Origin of the sequence: Streptomyces litmocidini, assembly GCF_014649755.1 — a bacterium.
GTDB lineage: Bacteria > Actinomycetota > Actinomycetes > Streptomycetales > Streptomycetaceae > Streptomyces > Streptomyces litmocidini.
The window spans coordinates 46,299-65,957 of record NZ_BMTQ01000022.1; the positions used below are offsets into that span (position 1 = coordinate 46,299).

Sequence of the window (19,659 nt, forward strand, 5' to 3'; positions counted from 1 at the left end):
CGGGGCGACCGCCCGGGGCCCGTCTCGTTCCGCCCGGGGCGACCGCCCGGGGCAGGTCCCCTTCCCTCCCGGGGCCACTGCCCGGGGCCCGCAGCCGTCGCCGGGGCCTCCCGCCCGACCCGGGCCCCTCCCCCGCACCCCTTACGCTCATGACATGGCCCCGCGCACCACCCGCCCCGTCGGCACCCCGACCCGCGGGACCACCAACCCGAACCGGCTGCGCCGCATGGACCGCTGGATCGCCGCCGTCCACGGCCCCGCCCTGCGCGGCTTCCCCGAGCCGCCGCTCGCCGTGGACCTCGGGTACGGGGCCGCCCCCTGGACCGCCGTGGAGCTCCTGGCCCGGCTCCGCACCGCCGAGCCCCGCACCCGGCTCTACGGCATCGAGATCGAACCGGCCAGGGTCGAGGCCGCGAAGCCGTACGAGCGGGAGGGCCTCTCCTTCCTGCACGGCGGCTTCGAGGTGCCGGTGCCCGGTCGGGTCGCCCTGATCCGGGCGGCGAACGTGCTGCGCCAGTACGACGAGGACCAGGTCGCGGCCGTCTGGGCCAGGCTCTGCGGGCGACTCGCCCCCGGCGGGCTGCTCGTGGAGGGGACCTGCGACGAGATCGGCCGCCGGCACGTGTGGGTGGCGCTCGACGCGGGCGGGCCGCGCACCGTGACCTTCGCGACCCGGCTCGGCTCGCTCGACCGGCCCTCGGACCTCGCGGAACGGCTGCCGAAGGCGCTGATCCACCGGAACGTGCCGGGCGAGCCGGTGCACGCCTTCCTGCGGGACTTCGACCGGGCGTGGGCGGCGGCCGCCCCGTACGCCTCGCTGGGCGCGCGACAGCGGTGGATCCGCTCCGCCCGCGACCTCGCGGCGGACTGGCCGCTGACGGACGGCCCGCGCCGCTGGCGACAGGGCGAGGTGACGGTGCGCTGGGAGGCGCTGGCACCGCGCGGGTGACGGGACGTCCGCCGGCGCGTCCGCGGGCGTGCTCCTCGGGGCCCCTCTCCGGGCTTCCCTCCGGGCTTCCCTCAGGGCTCCTCTCGGGGCCCTCCCTCGGGACTTCCCCTCGCTTCTCCCCAACTCCCGCTGAATTTCCCGTCCGGAGGGAACGCCACACGCACCCCACTCGTCCCCCGTGAGGGGGACGGGCCCGACAGGCCCAGGTTTCCTCTGTCGCTTTCCTGTTTCGCGTGGCACTATCGCCAGGCCGCCATCAGGTTACTGACGGTAAATCAGATTTGGGTCACTCGAGGGGGAGCTCGTGAACCGACGCCGCCACGCCACCGCCGCGATCACCGTGATCTGCGCCCTGACCGTGCTGGCCTCTCCCGCACTGACCCTCCAGGCCGCCGCCGCGCCGCTCCCGCCCTCCCCTCCGAGGAAGAGCCTGGAGGAGGTGCGCGCGGAGATCGACGACCTGTACCGGAAGGCCGCCGTCGCCACCGACGCGTACAACCTCGCCGAGGAGAGGACGAAGGAGCAGTCCGCCGAACTCGTCCGGCTCGCCCGGATGATCGTGGACGGCCGCGAGAAGATCGAGGACCTCAAGGCCAAGGCCGGCGCCGCCGCCCGCGCCCAGTACCGCAACGGCGGGCTCCCGGAGGGCGCGCAGCTCGTCCTCACGAACGACCCGCAGCTCTTCCTCGACGCCGCCGGACGGCTCAAGGACGGCGCGAAGGCCACCCACGACCTCCTGGGCGAGATGACCCGCGCCCAGGCCGAGTTGGACACCTACGCCAAGGACGCGGGCGCCAACTGGACCAAGCTGGAGGCCAACCGCGTCCGGCAGGCGAAGGCGAAGAAGGAGATCAACGACAAGATCGCCGCCGCCGAGAAGCTGGAGGCCGAACTCGCCGCCGAGGAGCGCGAGCGGCTGCGGCTCCTGGAGCAGCAGGCCCTGAACCGGGCCCAGACGACCTGGCTCGGCACCGGCGTCCTCAAGGGCCTGAAGGGGGACACGACCGAGGAGGGCAGGAAGGCGGTCGAGTTCGCGACGGCCCAGATCGGCAAGCCGTACGTCTGGGGTGCCGAGGGGCCGCTCTCGTACGACTGCTCCGGGCTGACCCAGCGCTCCTGGGGCGCGGCCGGCCGGGGCATCCCGCGCACCTCGCAGGAGCAGTGGCGGCTCCTGCCGCACGTGGACATCAAGGACATGCGGCCCGGCGACCTGATCGTCTACTTCAAGGACGCGAGCCACATCGGGATGTACGTCGGGAACGGGATGATCGTGCACGCGCCGCGCCCGGGGCGGAACGTGACCCTCGCGGGCGCGGGCTCGATGGAGATCCTGGGAGTGGTCCGCCCCGCGTGACCCGCCCGCCCCGCGTGACCCGCCCCCTCCTCCCTTCGTGACCCGCCCCCTCGCGCCCCGCCCCGCGTGACACGAGCCACCTCCGCGACCCGGCGGGCGTGACGGGAGCCACGTCCGGGGCGTGACGTTTCTCATGGGCCCGGGCCCCCGCGCGGGGGCAAGTACCTCCCCTTCCGCGGCATATGCCAAGCACGGCGCGTCCTCTCACGGGCTGATCGCCATTCCGTTGCGCACCGCCCTACCGCTATGGTCCGGGACGGGCGGGACGCCACCCGGCGCCCCGCGCACCCTCGGGGGGAGGGAAGGAAACCGGACCGATGCCCGTATCCGTACCGCGTCAGAGAAACGTCTCTGCCGCTGCGGGACCCGGCGAGGCCACCCCAATGGACGCCACTCCCATGACAGGCACAGTCACAGGAACCGATCGCAGCGATCTCACTCTCCTGGTCGTCGAGGACGACCCGGCGGGTGCCCTCGCCGTACCCGAACTGCTCGACGCGGCCGACGCCGCCGGCACCCGGGTCCGCATCCGCACCGCCCGGAACCTCACCGAGGCCGAGCGGCTCCTCACCGACGACGTCCACTGCGTCCTCGTCGACCTCTCCCTGCCCGGCCCCCGGGCCGCCGCCGGCGACGACCCGCTCGCCCCGCTGCGGCACATCCTGCGCCTCGCCCCGCGCCACGCCGTCCTCGCGCTCGCCGCCTCCGCCGACGCCGAGCTGGCGGCCGAGGCGGTACGCGTCGGGGCCCAGGACCACCTCTTCCGCGAGGAGCTCGACGGACGGCTGCTCAGCCGGGCCATCCGCTACGCCGTCGAGCGCAAGCGGGCCGACGCCGTCCAGGTGAAGCTCGCCGAGTCCCGGCTGCGCGCCCAGGAGAACGCCCGGCTGGAACGCGGCCTGCTGCCGACCCCGCTCCTGGAGGGCTCCGACCTGCGGTTCGCCTCCCACTACCGGCCCGGCCGCTCCCGCGCCCTGCTCGGCGGCGACTTCTACGACACCGTCCGCACCCCCGACGGCACCGTCCACGCCATGATCGGCGACGTCTGCGGGCACGGTCCCGACGAGGCCGCGCTCGGCGTCGAGCTGCGGATCGCCTGGCGGGCCCTGACCTTCGCGGGCCTCTGCGGGGACGAGCTGCTCTCGACGATGCAGCAGGTCCTGGAGCACGAGCGGGAGAGCGACGAGATCTTCGCGACCCTCTGCACCGTCGACATCGCGCCCGACGGACGCCGGGCCGGGCTCTGCCTGGCCGGCCACCCCTCGCCGCTGATCGCCCGGCACGGGCGGGCCGCGCGCCTCCTCCCGTACGAGGACGGCGGCCCGGCCCTCGGACTGCTGCCGCGCGCCCGCTGGCCGCGCCGGCAGGTCGAGCTGGGCGGGGCGTGGAGCCTGCTCATGTACACGGACGGGCTCATCGAGGGCCGTTCGGCGGGCCCCGGTTCCCCACGGCTCGGCCAGGACGGGATGGTCGAGATGATCAACCGCCAGCTGGCCTCGGGCCTGCGCGGCGAGGAGCTCCTGGAGGCGGCCGTGACGGAGGTCCGGTCCCTGAACGGCGGCGAGCTGACGGACGACGTCGCCGTCCTGGCCCTGGAAAGGGAGAGGACCCGGGGGTGAGCACCTCCCGGATCCCGGAAGAGGGACGGGGCCCGGGGTGAGCGCCTCCCGGGTCCCGGAAGAGGGACAGGACCCGGGGGTGAGCACCTCCCGGGTCCTGCCGTGGCGCTGCCTGCCGCCTATCGGCCGCCGTTGTAGGGGCCGTACGGTCCGTCACTGCTGGAGCCGCCGCCGCGGCGGCCGCCCCGGCCCCCGCCGGAGACCTGCGCGAGCGCGGGTCGCACGTCCACCATGAAGACGATGGCGGCGATCAGCCCCGCGATCTGCAGGAACAGCATCGGCAGCAGCAGGTTCAGGACGAGGTTGACGCCCAGGACGATCAGCCAGAACTTCTTCGTCTGCTTGTCGGCGGCGCGGTAGGCGTCCTCGCGCGCCATGGCGGCGAAGACGAGCGCGGCGACGGCGAAGCCGGTGAAGACCAGGAAGGTCACCAGGGAGAGAAGGGAATCGAATCCCGCGCGCAACATGCTGAGCACCGCCTAGTGGGATGGAGAGAGAGCGCCTCGCGGTCAAGGTACCCGGTACAACGCACCGGGTACCCCCAGGAGTGCCCGCCCTACTCCTTCTCGGCGGCGACGGCCGTCTTCTTGGCGGAGGCCTTGCGGACGGTGGTCTTCCGGGCGGACGCCTTCTCGGCCCCGGCCCCGGTCTCCGCCGCCGGGTCCTCCGCCTCCTCCGCCTTGGGCGCCGGCTCCGGCTCGACGACGACGGCGATCTCGGTGATCTCCTCGGCGACCTCGCCGCGCCAGGCCCGGACGGCCTCCTCGCCGTGCGCGGCGACCTCCTCGTACTTCTCGCGCGCCTTGACCGCGTACTCGGCGGCGACGCCGACCCCGCGCAGGGCCAGGTCCTGGGCGGTCTCGCCGAACTTCTTGAGGTCGGTGTCGAGGCCGCCGACGACCTCGGCGAACTTCGCCTGCACGGTGGCCTGGGCCTCCTTGGCCTGCGCGGTCACCTTCTCCTGCACGGCCTTCGGGTCGGTCTTCCGGACGGCGTCGATGCGGGCGGGCGCCTCGGCGGCGAGCTGCTCGATCAGCCCGGGTACCTTCCGGGCCTGCCGCACGGCGAGGTCGGCGGTGCCGGCGGCGAAGTAGAGGGGGGTACGCAGTTCGTCGATGATGGCCATGCTGGTGGTCCTCCCGGATGTGACGTACTGGGGCGTACTAGTGCGAAGGCGGCACGGTGCCCGTGTCGGCCGCGGCGGCGTCGGCGGCGTTCTCCTTGCGGAAGGAGTCGTAGATCTGGAGCAGCACCTGCTTCTGCCGCTCGTTGATCGAGGGATCGGCCAGGATGACGGCGCGCGTCTCCAGCTCCTCCCGCTCCTTCTCGTCGAGGATCCCGGCCCGTACGTAGAGCGTCTCGGCGGAGATCCGCAGCGCCTTCGCGACCTGCTGCAGGACCTCGGCGCTGGGCTTGCGCAGCCCGCGCTCGATCTGGCTGAGGTACGGATTCGACACCCCGGCGGCGTCGGCGAGCTGCCGCAGGGAGAGCTGCGCGGTCCGCCGCTGCTCGCGGAGGTACTCGCCGAGATTGCCGACGTTGAGCGATGCCATGCCCCGACCATGCCAGCCATTGCTAACTATTGCAAGCAGGTGCTTGCAAAAGTCGCGGCCGCGGCGGGGCGGGCCGTGCCATGCTGGGGGCGTGGATCTGGACGATCTGAGACGACTGCGCCGCGCGCGGGACACGATGGACCGCGACTACGCGTCCCCCCTGGACGTTCCGGCCCTGGCCAGGGTCGCCCTGATGTCGACCGGGCACTTCGCGCGCAGCTTCCGCACCGCGTTCGGGGAGACGCCGTACGGCTACCTCATGACCCGCCGCGTGGAGCGGGCGAAGGCGCTGCTGCGGCGGGGGGACCTGAGCGTGACCGAGGTCTGCTTCGAGGTGGGCTGCACGTCGCTCGGGTCGTTCAGCTCGCGCTTCACCGAGCTGGTCGGCGAGACGCCGAGCGCGTACCGGGCCCGGGCCCACGAGGAGGGCGCGGCGATGCCGGCGTGCGTCGCCAAGGTGCTCACCCGGCCGGCGAGGAACGGCGGGCCCGCCGAACCGGTCAGGAACGGAGAAGCGGGTCCGGACCCCTCGCCGTAGCGTCGACGGCATGGACAACGACATCAAGCTCTCGCAGTGCTTCGTCACCGTCGACGACGCCGACAAGGCGCTCGGTTTCTACCGCGACGCCCTGGGCCTGGAGGTCCGCGACGACGTCGGCCACGGGGGGATGCGCTGGGTGACCCTCGGCTCGCCCGCGCAGCCGGACGTGGCGGTCGTCCTGGAGCCCCCGCTCCCCGACCCCAACGCCTCGGAGGCCGACCGCCGGGCGGTCACGGACCTCCTCGCCAAGGGCCTGCTGCGCGGCGCGATCTTCTCGACGGAGGACGTCGACGCCACTTTCGAACGGATCCGGTCGGCCGGCTTCGAGGTCCTCCAGGAGCCGGTCGACCAGCACTACGGCGTTCGCGACTGCGCCTTCCGCGACCCGGCCGGCAACATGATCCGCTTCGCCCGGTCCACGGCCTGAACCTCCTCGTCGGCCCCCGGCGCCCCGCGCTCGTCCGCTTCGCAATCATCCGTGACGGATCGACCCTCGCTACGCTGGCAGGCATGACTTCCATGGCCCCCGCCCGCACCGAACCCGACCTCTCCTACCTCCTCGACCACACCAGCCACGTCCTGCGGACGCGGATGGCGGCCGCGCTCGGGGAGATCGGGCTCACCGCGCGGATGCACTGCGTGCTGGTGCACGCCCTGGAGGAGGAGCGGACGCAGGCGCAGCTCGCCGAGATCGGGGACATGGACAAGACCACGATGGTGGTGACCGTGGACGCCCTGGAGAAGGCCGGGCTCGCCGAGCGCAGGCCGTCGACCACCGACCGCCGGGCGCGGATCATCGCGGTGACCGAGGCGGGGGCGGAGGTGGCGCGGCAGAGCCAGGAGATCGTCGACGGGGTGCACGAGGGCGCCCTCTCCTCGCTGCCCGACGACGAGCGCGAGGTGCTGGTGCGCGCCCTCGGCCGGCTGGCCGCCGGGCATCTGGAGACGCCCGTCGAGAGCCCCAGGCCCGCACGCCGGGCCCGTCAGCGGGGATGAGGCCCCCACTCCTCCCGTAAAAAATAGTCTGCAACAAAACAATCTGTTAGCGTCTCTCCTGTCACCTCCGTCGGACAGGAGAGTCCCCATGCGCACGCCCACCGGCCCCCGCCTCGCCCTCGGCGTCCTCGCCACCGGCATGCTGATGACGGTGCTCGACGGCAGCATCGTCACCGTCGCCATGCCCGCCATCCAGCACGACCTCGGCTTCACCCCCGTCGGCCTCAGCTGGGTCGTCAACGCCTACCTGATCGCCTTCGGCTCGCTCCTCCTCCTCGCCGGCCGGCTCGGCGACCTCGTCGGCCGCAAGCGGATGTTCCTCGCCGGCACCGGGATCTTCACCGCCGCCTCGCTCCTCGCCGGCGTCGCCACCTCCCCCGCCGTCCTCGTCGCCGCCCGTTTCCTCCAGGGCGTCGGCAGCGCGACGGCCTCCGCCGTCGGCCTCGGCATCCTCGTCACCCTCTTCACCGAACCCCGCGAACGCGCCCGCGCCATCGCCGTGTTCAGCTTCACCGGCGCCGCCGGCGCCTCCCTCGGCCAGGTCCTCGGCGGCGTCCTCACCGACGCCCTCGCCTGGAACTGGATCTTCTTCATCAACCTGCCCATCGGCGCCGCCACCGTCCTCGTCGCCCTCCGCGCCCTCCCCGCCGACCGCGCCCGGGGCCTGAGCGCCGGTGCCGACGTCCTCGGCGCGCTGCTCGTGACCGCCGGCCTCATGACCGGGATCTACGCCGTCGTCAAGATCGAGGAGCACGGGGCCGGTTCGGCGCACACCCTCGGCTTCGGGGCCCTCGCCCTCGCCCTCCTGGCCAGCTTCCTGCTCCGCCAGGCGAAGGCCGCACAGCCCCTCATGCCGCTGCGGATCCTCCGCTCCCGCAACGTCGCCGGCGCGAACGCCGTCCAGATGCTGATGGTCGCCGCGCTCTTCTCCTTCCAGGTCCTCGTCGCCCTCTACCTGCAGAAGGTCCTCGGGTACGGGGCCGCCGGAACCGGCTTCGCGATGCTGCCCGCCGCGCTCGTCATCGGCGCCGTCTCGCTCGGCGTCTCGGCCCCCCTCATCGCCCGCTTCGGCGAGCGGAACGTCCTGCTCGCCGGCCTCGTCCTGCTCGTCGGCGTCCTCGGCCTGCTGGCCCGCGTCCCCGTCCACGCCTCGTACGCCACCGACCTGCTCCCCGTGATGCTGCTCGCCGCCGGCTTCGGCCTCGCGCTCCCCGCCCTCACCGCGCTCGCCATGTCCGGCGCGCGGGAGGCGGACGCCGGTCTGGCCTCCGGCGTCTTCAACACCACCCAGCAGATCGGCATGGCCCTCGGCGTCGCGGTCCTCTCCACCCTCGCCGCCGCCCGCACCGAGACCCTCACGGCGGCCGGAAAGCCCACCCCCGAGGCGCTGACGGGCGGCTACCACCTCGCCTTCGCCGTCGGCGCCGCTCTCCTCCTCCTCGCCCTGACCGTCGCCCTCACCGTCCTGCGCCCCACCTCCGCCGAAAGGGCCCCGCAGATGACAATGGCGGCATGAGAGCCGACCGACTCGTCGCCGCCCTGCTCTTCCTCCAGACGCGGCAGCGGATCACCGCCGCCGAACTCGCCGCCGAGCTGGGCGTGTCCGAGCGCACGGCCCGCCGGGACCTCGAAGCGCTCGCGAGCGCCGGGGTCCCGGTGTACTCGCAGGCGGGGCAGGGCGGCGGCTGGTCGCTCGTCGGCGGAGCCCGTACCGACCTGACCGGCCTGACCGCCCCGGAGATCCGCGCGCTGTTCCTGCTGACCGGGCCCGACGCCGACGCGAGCCCCCAGACCCGGACCGCCCTCCGCAAGCTCGTACGGGCCCTCCCCGCTCCCCTCCGCGAGGGCGCCGAGGCCGCCGCCCGCGCCGGGATCGCCGACGGCACCGACTGGACGGGAGCGGAGGCCGAGGAGGCCCAACTGGCCGCGCTCCAGCGGGCCGTGGTCGAGGCCCGGGAGCTGCGCATCGGGTACGCCCGCCCCGGCCGCGCGCCCCGCGAGCGGACCGTCCAGCCGCTGGGGATCGCCGCGAAGGCCGGGGTCCGCTACCTCCTCGCGGACACGGCCGACGGCCTGCGGACCTTCCGCGTCGGCCGGGTCACCTCGGTGGCCGAGACCGGCGCCCCCGCCGAGCGCCCCGAGGGCTTCGACCTCGCCACCGCCTGGCGCGCGCTCGCCGCCCGCATGGAGGACCGGATGGTCGCCGCGACGGTCCGGGGCCGGGCCGCCCCGGGCACCGAGTCCGTCCTGGAGGGCCTGCTCGGCGGGCGCGTGCGGTACGGGGAGCACGGCCCGGACGGCTGGACGTCCTTCGAGGCCGACGGCCCCTCCCCCGAGGTGGTCGCCGCCCGGCTGGCCGGGCTCGGCGCCCGCGTGGAGCTCCTCGACCCGCCGGAGGCGCGGACGGCCCTCGCCCGGATCGGCGCCGAACTCACGGAGTCGTACGGAGGCACTCCGGCAGCTCCGCCTCGTGCACCAGCGCGAGGCGCGACACCGCCCGGGTGAGCGCCACGTACAGCCGGTTCGGCCCGCGCGCCTCGGCCGCCACGATCGCGGCCGGTTCGACGACCACGACGTGGTCGAACTCCAGGCCCTTGACGAGGGACGCGGGCAGCACGCTCACCCGTTCCCCGTGCCCCCTCACCCCTTCGGCCACCGCGTCGACGAGGTGGTCGGCCGTGACGACCCCCACCGAGCCCTCCGCCGCGAGCGCGGCCCGCACGGCCTCGCGGGCCCCGGCGGCCAGGTCCGTCGTCCGGTGGACCGTCACCTCGCCGCCCCGGCGCACCGAACGCCCGGCGGGCACGTCGGCGCCGAGCCACGGCAGGACCCGGTTGGCGAGGTCGACGATCGCGGCGGGCACCCGGTGGCCGAGGGTCAGCGGCACGACCGGCGCCCCGGGCTTGCCCAGGTGCGCCAGCTGCTCGTCCCAGTCGCGGGCCGCCCACGGGGTGGTGCCCTGGGCGAGGTCCCCGAGGACGGTGAGCGAACCGAACTCGGTGCGGCGGGCGATGGCCCGGCACTGCATGGGCGAGAGGTCCTGGGCCTCGTCGACGACGACGTGCCCGTAGCTCTCGGGGCGTTCGATCAGGCCGGCGAGTTCGTCGAGGAGGACGAGGTCGGCGGCGGTCCAGCGCGCCGAACGGTACGAGCGGGGCGGCCGCGCCCAGCGGAGCACCGCGAACTCCTCCCCGAACACCGCCGGATCCGTCAGCACCTCGGCGAGGACCTCCTCCGGCGTCGTCCTCGGCCAGCACCGGTCGAGGAACGCCGTCACCGCCCGCGCCCGCTCGATCCGCCGCGCCCAGGCCGCGCCCATCGGCCCCGAGCGGCGTTCGGCCCGGAGCCGGAGGGCCCGGACGACGCGGGCCCGGACCCGTTCGCGGCCGGTCGCGTAGGGCGGGGCCTCCTCCCGTACCGCCGAGACGATCGCGGCGAGCTCGGCCGCCGGGAGCCGCCAGTGGTACGAGCCGTCGGGGACGGCCAGGTCCTCCGACGGGGCCGCGTCGACCCTGCCGTACAGCGCGCGGTGCAGCAGCTCCGCCGTGCGGGCGTCGTGCTTGACCCGGGCCACCGCCTCGTCGTCCTCGGCCCGGACCGGGTGGCGGGCGATCTCCTCGTCGAGGGTGGCCTGCCGGATCCCGGTCTCGCCGAGCGAGGGCAGCACCTCGGCGATGTACGCGAGGAAGGCCCGGTGGGGGCCGAGGACGAGGAGGCCGGAGCGGCGGATCCGCTGCGGGTGCGTGTAGAGGAGGTACGCGGCCCGGTGCAGGCCCACGGCGGTCTTGCCGGTGCCGGGGGCGCCCTGCACGCACAGGGAGGCGGCCGGCCCGGAGCGTACGAGGTCGTCCTGTTCGGGCTGGATGGTGGCCGCGATGTCCCGCATGGGGCCGACGCGGGGCCGCTCGATCTCCCCGGCGAGGAGGGCGCTGACCGTCCCCGTCCCCGCTCCGCCGTCCGTGAGGCGTTCGTCCTCCAGGGCGGTCAGGTCCTCGGTCGCGCCGGTGCTGTGGGGGGCCCAGCCGAAGCGGCGGCGGCGCAGGACGCCCTGCGGGTCGTGCGGGCCGGCCTGGTAGTAGGCGCGGGAGACGGGTGCGCGCCAGTCGACGACGAGGGGCGGGGCGGCGGGGTGCTCGGCGATCCGGCGGCGGCCGATGTGGTGGACCTGGCCGTCCTCGCGGTCGAGGCGGCCGAAGAACAGCGGTCCGGGGGGTTGTTCGGCCATCTCCTTGGCGCGGCTGCGCAGGTGGCGGCCGAGCACTTCGGCGTCGGCGCCGGAGGCGGCGACGTCCTCGCCGGTGACGACCTGTTCGGCCACGTCCTCGGTCATGCGGATCAGGGCGGCGCGGCAGGCGTCGTGGTGGGAGCGTTCGCGGGCGAGTTCTTCGCGGGCGAGTTCTTCGTGGGCGGGCTCGGGGTCCGGTGACGTCATTCCGTCGAGCCTAACGGAAAACGTTACCGAGTTACGTTTTTTACCTGGTCATAGGAGTGGTCAGTACGGCAGCCCCTCCCGCAACGACCGGAAGGCCGCCCCCGCCGCCGCCACCGCGTCCCCCGCCACCGCGTCCACCGCCTCGCCGGCCATCAGCCGCGCCACGTTCTCGTTCGCCAGGACCCGCAGCACGGCCACGACCTGCCCGGCCGCGAGCCGCGCCACCAGCGGATCGCCGCCCAGCGCCCGCGCGAGGACCTCCTCCGAGCGCTGCTGGTAGCCGTGGACGCCGGCGAGCAGGGCCGGAGTCCCGTACAGGAGCCGGTGGTACGCCAGGACCGCCGGCACGTCACAGAGCCCGGTGACCGGATCGCGCCGCTCCAGCCCGTCCAGGAGGTGCGCGTACAGCGCGTCGAGCGGCGCCGCGCCCCGGGCCCGCCCGGCCTCCACCACCCGCGCCGACTCGTCCTCGTGGTCGGCGAACCGGTGCAGGACCAGGTCCTCCTTGGCGGGGAAGTACCGGAAGAGGGTCGGCTTCGAGACCTCGGCGGCGGCGGCCACCTCCGCGACGGACACCGCGTCGAAGCCCTTCTCCAGGAAGAGCGCGATGGCCGCGTCCGACAGGGCCTGCCGGGTCCGCGCCTTCTTCCGCTCGCGAAGACCGGCCGGCCCGGTCACACCGTCCTCCGCCACCGGGCGCCTCCTTCGTAGGACGCCATCCTAGGACGCCCGCCCGACCGCCCCCGGCCTCAGAAGACGTCGGGCGAGAAGGGCCGCAGCGGGGTGCGGAACAGCAGATCGGCACGGGCGGCCGCGCCGGGCGTCAGCTCCTCCACGCGCCCCAGCCGGGACAGCCGTACCGCCGACTCGTCGCCGAACGCGAGCGGGCCCACCTCCGCGACGTCGAGGGCGAGATCGGCCGACGCGGTCGTACGGACACAGGCCGCGCCCGCCGGGGAGGCGTCGAGCCGGAAGCGCCCGCCCGCGAGCCCGCCGGCGTCCCGCACCTCCAGGACCAGGCCCCCCTCCACCGGATACGTCCGGCCCTCCAGGACCCGGACCACGTCCAGGACCCGGACCCACAGCATGTCCGCGTACGTCAGCATCCTGGCCGCGCGCGGATCGGGCAGCAGCAGCGGCAGCAGGTCGTCGGGCGACCGGTAGCCGGAGCGGACCGTGGCGATCCAGTCGATCGAGCAGAGGTAGTGCCACAGGGCGCGCTCGGCGGCCGGGGTGACGGCCATGAGGTCCCGCACGGTCGCCGTGTTCAGCGGGCGCTTCGCGTCGTCCCACTTGTCGTCGGCGGTGTACGCGACGTACCCCTCGACCTCGCCGGCCTCCGACCGGTACACCGCGTAGTACGGCTCCCGCCACGAGGCGATGGTCTGGGGGACGAGACCGGTGCTCCTCTCCCAGTCGCGCCTGTCGCGGTTCGTGACCCCGGCGCGGACGCCGGCCAGCCGGCGGTGCACCTCGGGACCCACCTTGCGGATCTCGGCGCCGTCCGTCAGGTCGATCCGGCCGCCGTCCTCCGGACGGCCCGAGCGGCGCGGGTCCAGACCGGCCCGGTTCACGTCGACGCTCCACTCGGCGGTCCAGCTCGCCGGACCGAAACCGAACCGCCCGTAGATCGGGTACTCGGCGGCGATCAGCGTCGCGATCGCGTCGCCCCGCTCCTTCGCGGCGGCGAGGTCCGCGGCCATCATCCGGCTCAGCAACCCGCGCCTGCGGTGCGTCGGCGAGACCGTGACCTGGGTGATCGCGTCGGCGGTCAGACCGCCCCCGCCGACCGTGCTGACCTCCTGGCGGAAGGAGCGGAAGGTGGCGACGATCCGGTCCCGGTCGAAGGCGCCGAGCGTCCGCGCCAGGTCCGCGTGGGCCAGCCGGTCCGCGGCCTCCTCGTCGGAGACGACCGGGACCTTCAGGAACCCGGTGCGCAGCGCCCGCTGCCAGTCGGGGAACTCGGACTCCGTCACCGTGCGCACATCGACAGTCATCCGCCGACCCTACGCACGGCGCGCCGGGCCCCGCACCCGGGTTTTCCGGTCCCGGCCCCGGCCCTCCGCCCGGACCCCGCACCCGGGTCCCCCCGGCCCCGGTCTCCGTCCCCGGTCAGGCCAGCAGGTCGTCGACCTGGGCCTCGCCCTCCCGGTAGCGGCGGGCGATCTCCGCGCTGCAGTCGTCGGCGGTCCGCTGGAGGTGCTGGCGGCGCCGCGAGACCTGCTGCTCGTACCCCGCGAGCCTGCCCATCGCCGCGTGCAGCTCGTCGTCCGTCCGGGCCGTCAGGTCCGACAGCTCGACCTCCGACAGCATCTCGGCCGCCAGCCGCCGGTACTCCTCGCCGCGCGGGGTCGACAGCGTCACGTGCCGCGCCGAGCTGCGGTGCCGGGAGGGCACGTCGGCGAGGATCTCGGAGAGCCGGTCGAGGACCGGGGCCTCCGGATCGGTCCGCCGCGCCAGCTCGGCCCGCAGGATGTCGATCCGGCCCTGGAGCATCCGGCGCACGTAGCTCAGGTCGGCCTCGTCGCTCTGCGCGTCCCGGCGCAGCGCCCGCAGCTCGGGCAGCCGCAGGGCGCCGAGATCGCGCCGCGTCCGGTCCGCCGGGTCGGCGACCCGCTGCACGGGTGGGCGCGTCAGGGGCCCTCCGCCCTGTCCTCCGCCCCGGGCTCCGGAGCGGGTCAGCGGTACGGGTCCGGACGGCGTCGGCCCGGTGCCAGGTGCACTCATGAGAATCGTCCCCTCGACCGGTGCGGTCGGCCGCACCGCCTCACACGCATGGTGCCACCCTGCACGCGCCCGTGCAGGCGCTCTGCACCCGTTCGGCCCCTCGTCCTTCGGCCCGCGGCCCGCTCGGTAGGTTGGGGGCATGCGAGCAGTGGTGCAGAGGGTCGACGGCGCGAGCGTCGTCGTCGCAGGGGAGACCGTCGGGGAGATCACCGGCGAAGGGCTGTGCGTCCTGGTCGGGGTGACCCACGACGACACCCCCGAGAAGGCCGCCCAATTGGCCAGAAAACTCTGGTCCGTCCGGGTGCTGAACGACGAGAAGTCGTGCTCCGACGTGAACGCGCCGCTGCTCGTCGTCTCCCAGTTCACCCTCTACGGAGACGCCCGCAAGGGCCGCCGCCCCACCTGGAACGCCGCCGCCCCCGGCCCGGTCGCCGAACCCCTCGTCGACGAGGTCGTCGCCCAGCTCCGCAACCTGGGCGCCCACGTGGAGACGGGCCGCTTCGGAGCGAAGATGCGCGTCTCCCTCACGAACGACGGCCCGTTCACGGTGCTCCTGGAGGTGTGATCAGGGCTCGACGACCGTCTCCTGCGCGGCGGCCGTCGTCCCGGCGACCAGCGGAGCGTCCACCGGCACGTTCCGCTTGACCAGGGCGAGGGCGATCGGACCGAGCTCGTGGTGGCGGACGGCGGTCGTCACGAAACCGAGCTGCCGGCCCTCCTCGCCGTCGGACGCGAGCCGGAGCGGGGTGCCGTGGGCGGGCAGCAGGACCTCGCTGCCGTCCAGGTGCAGGAAGACCAGGCGGCGCGGCGGCTTCCCCAGGTTCTGCACCCGGGCGACGGTCTCCTGTCCCCGGTAGCAGCCCTTCTGGAGGTGGACGGCGCTGCCGATGAGGCCGACCTCGTGCGGGATGGTCCGGTGGTCGGTCTCGAAGCCGAGCCGCGGCCGGTGCGCCTCGACCCGCAGCGCCTCGTACGCGAGGATCCCGGCGGCCGGCCCGTGCGAGGCCGCGAAGGACTCCAGGTCGGCGCGGGGCAGGAACAGCTCGCGGCCGTACGGGGTCTCCCGTACGACGACGCCCGGGGGCGCCTCGGCGATGGAGCCGGCCGGCAGGTGCACGACGGCGAAGTCCTCGGTCCGGTCGGCGACCTCCACCCGGTAGAAGAACTTCATCGACTCCAGGTACGCGACGAGCTCCTCGCGCGTCCCCGGCTCGACGTGCGCCCACACCGTCTCGCCGTCGTCGACGAGGTACAGGGCGTGCTCGATGTGCCCGTTGGCGGAGAGGATCAGCGCCTCGGTCGCCCGCCCGGGCGGCAGCTCGGTCATGTGCTGGGTGAGGAGCAGGTGCAGCCAGCTCAGCCGGTCGTCACCGGAGACGGCCACGACTCCCCGGTGCGAGAGGTCGACGAAGCCGTCGCCCTCGGCGAGGGCGCGCTGCTCGCGGAACAGGTCGCCGTAGTGCGCGGCGACGCCTTCGTCGCGGCCTTCGGCGGGGACGGCGCCGGGCAGGGACAACAGGGGGCTCTTCATGCTGTAGAGCCTACGACCCGACGGCGGCGTCCTCGCCGGAGTCCTCGTCCGGGCCCTTGTTCGCGCAGTCCCGGCACCGGCCGAAGATCGCGAAGTGCTTCATGTCCGTCTCGAACCCGAAGGTCTCGCGGAGCTTCCCGGTGAACTCGGCGGCCACCTCCACGTCCGCCTCGATCACCCCGGAGCAGTCCCGGCAGACCAGGTGCAGATGGTGGTGCCGGTCGGCGAGGTGGTACGTCGGGGCGCCGTGCCCCAGATGCGCGTGACTGACCAGACCCAGCTCCTCCAGGAGCTCCAGGGTCCGGTACACGGTGGAGATGTTCACCCCGGAGGCCGTCCTGCGGACCTCGCCGAGGATGTCGTCCGGGGTCGCGTGCTCCAGCCTGTCCACGGCTTCCAGGACAAGCTGGCGCTGCGGCGTCAGCCGATAGCCGCGCTGCCGCAGGTCGCTCTTCCAGTCGGTGCTCACCACGCCCCCCAGTGTACGGAGGGCGCGGCGCGCCACCCGGTGTGTCTAGCGGAAGAACGCGATGCCGTCGTCCGGCATGTCGGGCAGGTTGCGGGCCATCTCCGCGACCTCCTCCGGCGTGACGACCTTCTTCAGGTGCGCCGACATGTACGGGCGGAGCGGGACCTCGGGGGTCGCCTTCTCGCCGACCCACATCAGGTCGCTCTTCACGTAGCCGTAGAGCCGCTTGCCGCCGCTGTACGCGCCCGAGGCCGCGGTCCGGGCGACGGCGTCCGTCGCCAGGTCGATCTGCGGCTTCTGGTCGGCGAGCTCGCCGTACCAGATCTCGACGATTCCCTGGTCACGGACCATGACGACCTCGACCTTGCGGTCCTTGTCGATCCGCCAGTAGCCGCTCTCGCTCTCCAGCGGACGGACCTTGTTGCCGTCCTTGTCCAGGACCCACGAGTGGGAGCGGTACTCGAGGAAGTCCCGGCCGTCGTGGCTGAAGGTCACGGACTGGCCGAAGTTGCACTTCTCGGCACCGGGGAAGTCGGAGACGCCCGCGCCCTCCCACGTGCCGAGCAGGAACGCGAGGGGGACGAGGTCCGGGTTGAGGTCGGACGGGATCTCGATCATGAGCAGCTCTGGCGTTCTCTAGAAGTGGTTACCGCTGGCCCTGGTACAGCTTCTTCACGGTCAGGCCGGCGAAGGCGATCACGCCCACGGCGACCAGGACCAGGAGGGTTTCGAAGAAAGCGATCATGGGGTGCTCCTCGACTGAGCGGTGAAGGCGGAACGGGCCGGACCCCAGCTTAGTGGGCTGGGGTCCGGGCCACTCGGTGAGGTGGGTCTCGCCGACGATCAGCCGAGGAGCTGCGCCTGGAGGGCGACCGTCTGCCGGAACGGCACCGCCGGCGCCCCGCCCTTCCGGGTCTGGGTGACCACCGCGAGGGTGTCCCCGGCCTGGACGTAGGCCCAGCGGGTCTGCTCGGGACCGTACGGCCGCAGCTCCTCGTAGGCGTAGACGGAGACGTACGGCACGTCGGCGCCCTGGGCCTCCATGTCGATCTCCGCCGACTCGACCCCGTCGGGCAGCCGGCGGAGATGTGCCGAGACCTCACGCACCGCCTCGTCCTTGTGCGCCTCCGAGAACGCCACCGACGAGAACCGCAGCAGGTGGATCCGGGTGGTCGTGCCGTCCGGCATGGTCCAGCCGCGGGCGGCGACGTGCCGGAGCGCGGAGTCGGCCAGCTCCTGCTTCACCTCGCCCCGGTCCTTCTGCTTCATCAGCGCCAGGTAGGGGTCGAGCCCGACCCAGCCGCCGTCGAGCTCCGGGTCGACCGCGGCGCCCGCCGGGGCGGGCAGCAGGAGCTCGCGCAGGTCGGCGTGGTGGATCTCGCCCTCGTTGCCCTCGGTGAACGGCCGGAGGGCGTCCTCGGGCAGCGCCGGAAGGGCGAGCTCCGGGTACTCCCAGCGGCCGTCGGACTCGGTCGCGAGCCCCGGCACGTCGGTGCGCTCCATGGACGTGATCCCCATGGCCGTACCGGTTCCGACGGCGCCGCAGACGAGCACGGCGGCGGTCCAGCGGGCGATGCCCCGGAGCAGGGGCCCGCGGGACTTCCTCGGCTTCGCCGGCGCGGCCTCGGCCCTCGGCTCGGTCACCGGCTCGGAAGCGGCCTCGGCCCTCGGCTCGGCCACCGGCTCGGAAGCGGCCTCGGCCTTCGGCTCGGAGACGGGCTCGGAAGCGGTCCCGGCCACCGCCCGCGCGGGGGCGGACGTCTCGGTCTGCGTCTGCTCGGTCATACGTACTCCCCCGGGGATGCGATGTGGTCGAGCTGCTGCGTCAGCAGCTTCGCCACGCGCGCCTTGTCGAACGGCCTGGCTCCCGCCGCCTTCATCGTGACGAGGACCTCGGAGTCGTACGCGAGGCAGACCATCTCCTCCAGCTCCGCGGCCCGCTCCTCCTCGTCCAGCGAGTCGTCCACGGGCGCCGTGTAGCAGACGGCGTTCCGGTGGCCCTTCACCCGGGGGCCCTTCGGGAACTCCAGGGCGTCCATGACCCCCTTGCGGAGCCGGTAGCTGGTCTTGATCTGCTTCTTGTCCTTCATCCGCGCGAGCTCGAACGTGACGACGACGTCGCTCTCCGGGTCGGCGAAGGAGCGGACGCCGATGCCCTCGATGCCGAGCCCGTCGATGTCCTTCTCGAACGCGCGGCGCTTCTTCCCGGACAGCCCCTCACCCGCCTGCTTCATCAGCGCGGTGGCCTCCGCGGCGCCGAGCTCGCCGTCGTTCCCGTACAGCTCCTCGTCGGGGCCGAACTCGTAGCCCTCCGGCAGCGGCAGCAGGAGCTTGCTCAGCGGCGTGCCGGCCTTGCCGCGCGCGCGGGGCGCGGCCGGGTCCTCGTCGTCCTTCGCGCTCTTCTCCGTCTCGCCCCACAGCCGCGTCGGTGCGGTGCGGTCGGCGGAGGAGACGGTGACGGCGGTGTACGCGACGCCGCCGCCGATCAGGCCGAGGGCGACCACGGACGGCAGGACGACCCCGAGCAGGACCCGCCGCACACCCCGCTTCCCGGCTTCCCGGTCCACCACGGGCTCGGTCACGTCGTTCCGTTCCTCACTCACAGGCGCCCCAGCTGTCGCTCGGCCAGCGAACGGATCTCCTTCTCGGAGATCTTCTCGGTGTCGCCGACGAAGATCTCGACGGCGATGTCACCACGGTGGAAGTAGGCCCTGGCCTCGTAGAAGTCCAGGTAGCCGGCCTTCCGGTCGGCGGGGAAGAGGTAGTAGCGGCCCTCGGACGAGCCCTTGAGCTCCTTGCCCTCGTTGCCCGCGTAGTCCTCGTGCGGCATGTAGTCCTGCTGGTCCTCGACGAACTCCTGCGCGCCGAGGGTGTCGTTCGCGCGGTACTGGACCAGCCGGATCTCGATCCGCTTGTGCTCGCCGGTCACCCAGGACTCTGCCGCGACCCGGCGGATGCCCAGGTCCAACTGGTAGTCGAGGGCGCGGTCGGGCCTGTCGAACCTCGAGGCGAACTCGTACACCGGCATCCAGCCGTTGCCGCCGCCGAACTCGTCCTTCCTCGCCCCCGCCGGCCTCGGCAGCAGCAGCTTCCGCAGGTCGCCCTGCGCCTTCGTCCGGCGGTCCTCCTTCGCCGACAGCGGCGCCGGTTCCTGGCCCTTGGGCAGCGGCTTCGCCGGGTAGGCGAGGCCCGGCTGGTTCAGCGGAGGGAGCGCGGTCGGTTCGCGGTCGGCCTGGACGCGGTAGCCGACGGCGGTGCCGCCGACGAGGCCGACGACGGCGGCGACGGCGATCAGCCCCAGGGTACGGAGGCCGCGACGACGCGGACGTCGGACCGGAGGTGCGGGTTCCGTGACCGCGTCCGGCTCGGGCGGTGGTGCCGTATCCGCATCCCGGACACTTTCTTCGATGCTCAAGAGCCCCCCACGAGACCTGAAGCACGGATTCCGTCATCCGCGCACCCAGCTGACCCGTGAGGGACGCATGAGG

Annotated in this window: 22 protein-coding genes; 9 read left to right on the forward strand and 13 right to left on the reverse strand. The window is 73.7% G+C overall.

The window, feature by feature from the left end; all coding sequences use genetic code 11:
* Positions 1 to 154 precede the first annotated feature (154 nt).
* The 3 genes from IE180_RS32455 to IE180_RS32465 all read left to right on the forward strand — a co-directional run bounded on the left by IE180_RS32455 (position 155) and on the right by IE180_RS32465 (position 3,922).
* The gene (locus IE180_RS32455; protein ID WP_190160526.1) at positions 155 to 949 is read left to right on the forward strand and encodes a class I SAM-dependent methyltransferase; all 795 of its coding nucleotides are present in this window, start codon (positions 155 to 157) and stop codon (positions 947 to 949) included.
* Positions 950 to 1,253: 304 nt separating this feature from the next.
* Positions 1,254 to 2,303 carry a C40 family peptidase gene (locus IE180_RS32460; protein WP_190160527.1) on the forward strand — a complete coding sequence of 350 codons (1,050 nt, stop codon included), beginning with the start codon at positions 1,254 to 1,256 and terminating at the stop codon, positions 2,301 to 2,303.
* Between the two features lie 317 nt (positions 2,304 to 2,620).
* The gene (locus IE180_RS32465; RefSeq protein WP_373302848.1) at positions 2,621 to 3,922 is read left to right on the forward strand and encodes a PP2C family protein-serine/threonine phosphatase; all 1,302 of its coding nucleotides are present in this window, start codon (positions 2,621 to 2,623) and stop codon (positions 3,920 to 3,922) included.
* Between the two features lie 119 nt (positions 3,923 to 4,041).
* Here IE180_RS32465 and IE180_RS32470 read toward each other — a convergent pair whose 3' ends face one another.
* The 3 genes from IE180_RS32470 to IE180_RS32480 form a co-directional block, all read right to left on the reverse strand.
* Positions 4,042 to 4,389 carry a DUF2516 family protein gene (locus IE180_RS32470; RefSeq protein WP_123457405.1) on the reverse strand — a complete coding sequence of 116 codons (348 nt, stop codon included), beginning with the start codon at positions 4,387 to 4,389 and terminating at the stop codon, positions 4,042 to 4,044.
* Between the two features lie 89 nt (positions 4,390 to 4,478).
* Entirely contained in the window at positions 4,479 to 5,048 is a 570-nt protein-coding gene (locus IE180_RS32475; protein WP_190160529.1) for a hypothetical protein, read from the reverse strand.
* A 37-nt stretch (positions 5,049 to 5,085) separates the two neighbouring features.
* Positions 5,086 to 5,475 (reverse strand): helix-turn-helix domain-containing protein, encoded by a 390-nt coding sequence (locus IE180_RS32480; RefSeq protein WP_190160530.1) that lies wholly within the window; start codon positions 5,473 to 5,475, stop codon positions 5,086 to 5,088.
* A gap of 91 nt (positions 5,476 to 5,566) precedes the next feature.
* On the opposite strand from IE180_RS32480, the gene IE180_RS32485 reads away from it, so the two are divergent.
* From IE180_RS32485 to IE180_RS32505, 5 genes are all read left to right on the forward strand, one after another.
* Entirely contained in the window at positions 5,567 to 6,013 is a 447-nt protein-coding gene (locus tag IE180_RS32485) for a helix-turn-helix transcriptional regulator (RefSeq protein WP_229861122.1), read from the forward strand.
* Between the two features lie 10 nt (positions 6,014 to 6,023).
* On the forward strand, positions 6,024 to 6,443 hold the full coding sequence (locus tag IE180_RS32490) for a VOC family protein (RefSeq protein ID WP_190160531.1): 420 nt from the start codon (positions 6,024 to 6,026) through the stop codon (positions 6,441 to 6,443).
* A gap of 83 nt (positions 6,444 to 6,526) precedes the next feature.
* Complete coding sequence (locus tag IE180_RS32495) at positions 6,527 to 7,012, forward strand: MarR family winged helix-turn-helix transcriptional regulator (protein ID WP_190160532.1); 486 nt, start codon at positions 6,527 to 6,529, stop codon at positions 7,010 to 7,012.
* Positions 7,013 to 7,100: 88 nt separating this feature from the next.
* Positions 7,101 to 8,528 (forward strand): MFS transporter, encoded by a 1,428-nt coding sequence (locus IE180_RS32500; RefSeq protein WP_229861124.1) that lies wholly within the window; start codon positions 7,101 to 7,103, stop codon positions 8,526 to 8,528.
* The gene (locus tag IE180_RS32505; RefSeq protein ID WP_190160533.1) at positions 8,525 to 9,517 is read left to right on the forward strand and encodes a helix-turn-helix transcriptional regulator; all 993 of its coding nucleotides are present in this window, start codon (positions 8,525 to 8,527) and stop codon (positions 9,515 to 9,517) included. The genes IE180_RS32500 and IE180_RS32505 overlap by 4 nt, the downstream gene beginning before the upstream one ends.
* Here IE180_RS32505 and IE180_RS32510 read toward each other — a convergent pair.
* From IE180_RS32510 to IE180_RS32525, 4 genes are all read right to left on the reverse strand, one after another.
* On the reverse strand, positions 9,444 to 11,444 hold the full coding sequence (locus tag IE180_RS32510) for a HelD family protein (protein ID WP_190160534.1): 2,001 nt from the start codon (positions 11,442 to 11,444) through the stop codon (positions 9,444 to 9,446). The two genes, IE180_RS32505 and IE180_RS32510, sit on opposite strands and share 74 nt — an antisense overlap.
* Before the next feature lie 60 nt (positions 11,445 to 11,504).
* The gene (locus IE180_RS32515; protein ID WP_229861126.1) at positions 11,505 to 12,137 is read right to left on the reverse strand and encodes a TetR/AcrR family transcriptional regulator; all 633 of its coding nucleotides are present in this window, start codon (positions 12,135 to 12,137) and stop codon (positions 11,505 to 11,507) included.
* A 56-nt stretch (positions 12,138 to 12,193) separates the two neighbouring features.
* Complete coding sequence (locus tag IE180_RS32520; RefSeq protein WP_190160535.1) at positions 12,194 to 13,441, reverse strand: GNAT family N-acetyltransferase; 1,248 nt, start codon at positions 13,439 to 13,441, stop codon at positions 12,194 to 12,196.
* Positions 13,442 to 13,556: 115 nt separating this feature from the next.
* Positions 13,557 to 14,171, reverse strand: a complete 615-nt coding sequence (locus IE180_RS32525) for an RsiG family protein (RefSeq protein WP_190160536.1) — start codon at positions 14,169 to 14,171, stop codon at positions 13,557 to 13,559.
* Positions 14,172 to 14,310: 139 nt separating this feature from the next.
* On the opposite strand from IE180_RS32525, the gene dtd reads away from it, so the two are divergent.
* Complete coding sequence (dtd, locus tag IE180_RS32530; RefSeq protein ID WP_093874890.1) at positions 14,311 to 14,736, forward strand: D-aminoacyl-tRNA deacylase; 426 nt, start codon at positions 14,311 to 14,313, stop codon at positions 14,734 to 14,736.
* Here the strand turns inward: dtd and ygfZ are convergent, their stop codons facing one another.
* The 6 genes from ygfZ to IE180_RS32560 form a co-directional block, all read right to left on the reverse strand.
* Complete coding sequence (gene ygfZ / locus IE180_RS32535) at positions 14,737 to 15,702, reverse strand: CAF17-like 4Fe-4S cluster assembly/insertion protein YgfZ (RefSeq protein WP_190160537.1); 966 nt, start codon at positions 15,700 to 15,702, stop codon at positions 14,737 to 14,739.
* A 10-nt stretch (positions 15,703 to 15,712) separates the two neighbouring features.
* Positions 15,713 to 16,174, reverse strand: a complete 462-nt coding sequence (locus IE180_RS32540; protein ID WP_190160538.1) for a Fur family transcriptional regulator — start codon at positions 16,172 to 16,174, stop codon at positions 15,713 to 15,715.
* 42 nt (positions 16,175 to 16,216) lie between these two features.
* Positions 16,217 to 16,789: a heme-binding beta-barrel domain-containing protein gene (locus IE180_RS32545; protein WP_190160539.1), complete on the reverse strand. Its 573-nt coding sequence runs from the start codon at positions 16,787 to 16,789 to the stop codon at positions 16,217 to 16,219.
* A 225-nt stretch (positions 16,790 to 17,014) separates the two neighbouring features.
* Positions 17,015 to 17,956 carry a hypothetical protein gene (locus IE180_RS32550; protein ID WP_190160540.1) on the reverse strand — a complete coding sequence of 314 codons (942 nt, stop codon included), beginning with the start codon at positions 17,954 to 17,956 and terminating at the stop codon, positions 17,015 to 17,017.
* Positions 17,953 to 18,753, reverse strand: coding sequence for a hypothetical protein (locus IE180_RS32555; protein WP_190160541.1), 801 nt, complete (start codon positions 18,751 to 18,753; stop codon positions 17,953 to 17,955). The genes IE180_RS32550 and IE180_RS32555 overlap by 4 nt, the downstream gene beginning before the upstream one ends.
* A gap of 17 nt (positions 18,754 to 18,770) precedes the next feature.
* A complete protein-coding gene (locus IE180_RS32560; RefSeq protein ID WP_229861128.1) occupies positions 18,771 to 19,586 on the reverse strand; it encodes a hypothetical protein in 816 nt (271 codons plus the stop codon).
* Between the last annotated feature and the right edge of the window lie 73 nt (positions 19,587 to 19,659).

What these genes read in the sequence shown, in the direction of transcription:
- IE180_RS32475 (WP_190160529.1), bottom strand. Translation starts at nt 5,048, where the DNA reads ATGGCCATCATCGACGAACTGCGTACCCCCCTCTACTTCGCCGCCGGC.
- dtd (WP_093874890.1), top strand. Translation starts at nt 14,311, where the DNA reads ATGCGAGCAGTGGTGCAGAGGGTCGACGGCGCGAGCGTCGTCGTCGCA.
- IE180_RS32490 (WP_190160531.1), top strand. Translation starts at nt 6,024, where the DNA reads ATGGACAACGACATCAAGCTCTCGCAGTGCTTCGTCACCGTCGACGAC.
- IE180_RS32495 (WP_190160532.1), top strand. Translation starts at nt 6,527, where the DNA reads ATGACTTCCATGGCCCCCGCCCGCACCGAACCCGACCTCTCCTACCTC.
- IE180_RS32525 (WP_190160536.1), bottom strand. Translation starts at nt 14,171, where the DNA reads ATGAGTGCACCTGGCACCGGGCCGACGCCGTCCGGACCCGTACCGCTG.
- IE180_RS32510 (WP_190160534.1), bottom strand. Translation starts at nt 11,444, where the DNA reads ATGACGTCACCGGACCCCGAGCCCGCCCACGAAGAACTCGCCCGCGAA.
- ygfZ (WP_190160537.1), bottom strand. Translation starts at nt 15,702, where the DNA reads ATGAAGAGCCCCCTGTTGTCCCTGCCCGGCGCCGTCCCCGCCGAAGGC.
- IE180_RS32465 (WP_373302848.1), top strand. Translation starts at nt 2,621, where the DNA reads ATGCCCGTATCCGTACCGCGTCAGAGAAACGTCTCTGCCGCTGCGGGA.
- IE180_RS32480 (WP_190160530.1), bottom strand. Translation starts at nt 5,475, where the DNA reads ATGGCATCGCTCAACGTCGGCAATCTCGGCGAGTACCTCCGCGAGCAG.
- IE180_RS32505 (WP_190160533.1), top strand. Translation starts at nt 8,525, where the DNA reads ATGAGAGCCGACCGACTCGTCGCCGCCCTGCTCTTCCTCCAGACGCGG.
- IE180_RS32520 (WP_190160535.1), bottom strand. Translation starts at nt 13,441, where the DNA reads ATGACTGTCGATGTGCGCACGGTGACGGAGTCCGAGTTCCCCGACTGG.
- IE180_RS32455 (WP_190160526.1), top strand. Translation starts at nt 155, where the DNA reads ATGGCCCCGCGCACCACCCGCCCCGTCGGCACCCCGACCCGCGGGACC.
- IE180_RS32550 (WP_190160540.1), bottom strand. Translation starts at nt 17,956, where the DNA reads ATGACCGAGCAGACGCAGACCGAGACGTCCGCCCCCGCGCGGGCGGTG.
- IE180_RS32545 (WP_190160539.1), bottom strand. Translation starts at nt 16,789, where the DNA reads ATGATCGAGATCCCGTCCGACCTCAACCCGGACCTCGTCCCCCTCGCG.
- IE180_RS32470 (WP_123457405.1), bottom strand. Translation starts at nt 4,389, where the DNA reads ATGTTGCGCGCGGGATTCGATTCCCTTCTCTCCCTGGTGACCTTCCTG.
- IE180_RS32500 (WP_229861124.1), top strand. Translation starts at nt 7,101, where the DNA reads ATGCGCACGCCCACCGGCCCCCGCCTCGCCCTCGGCGTCCTCGCCACC.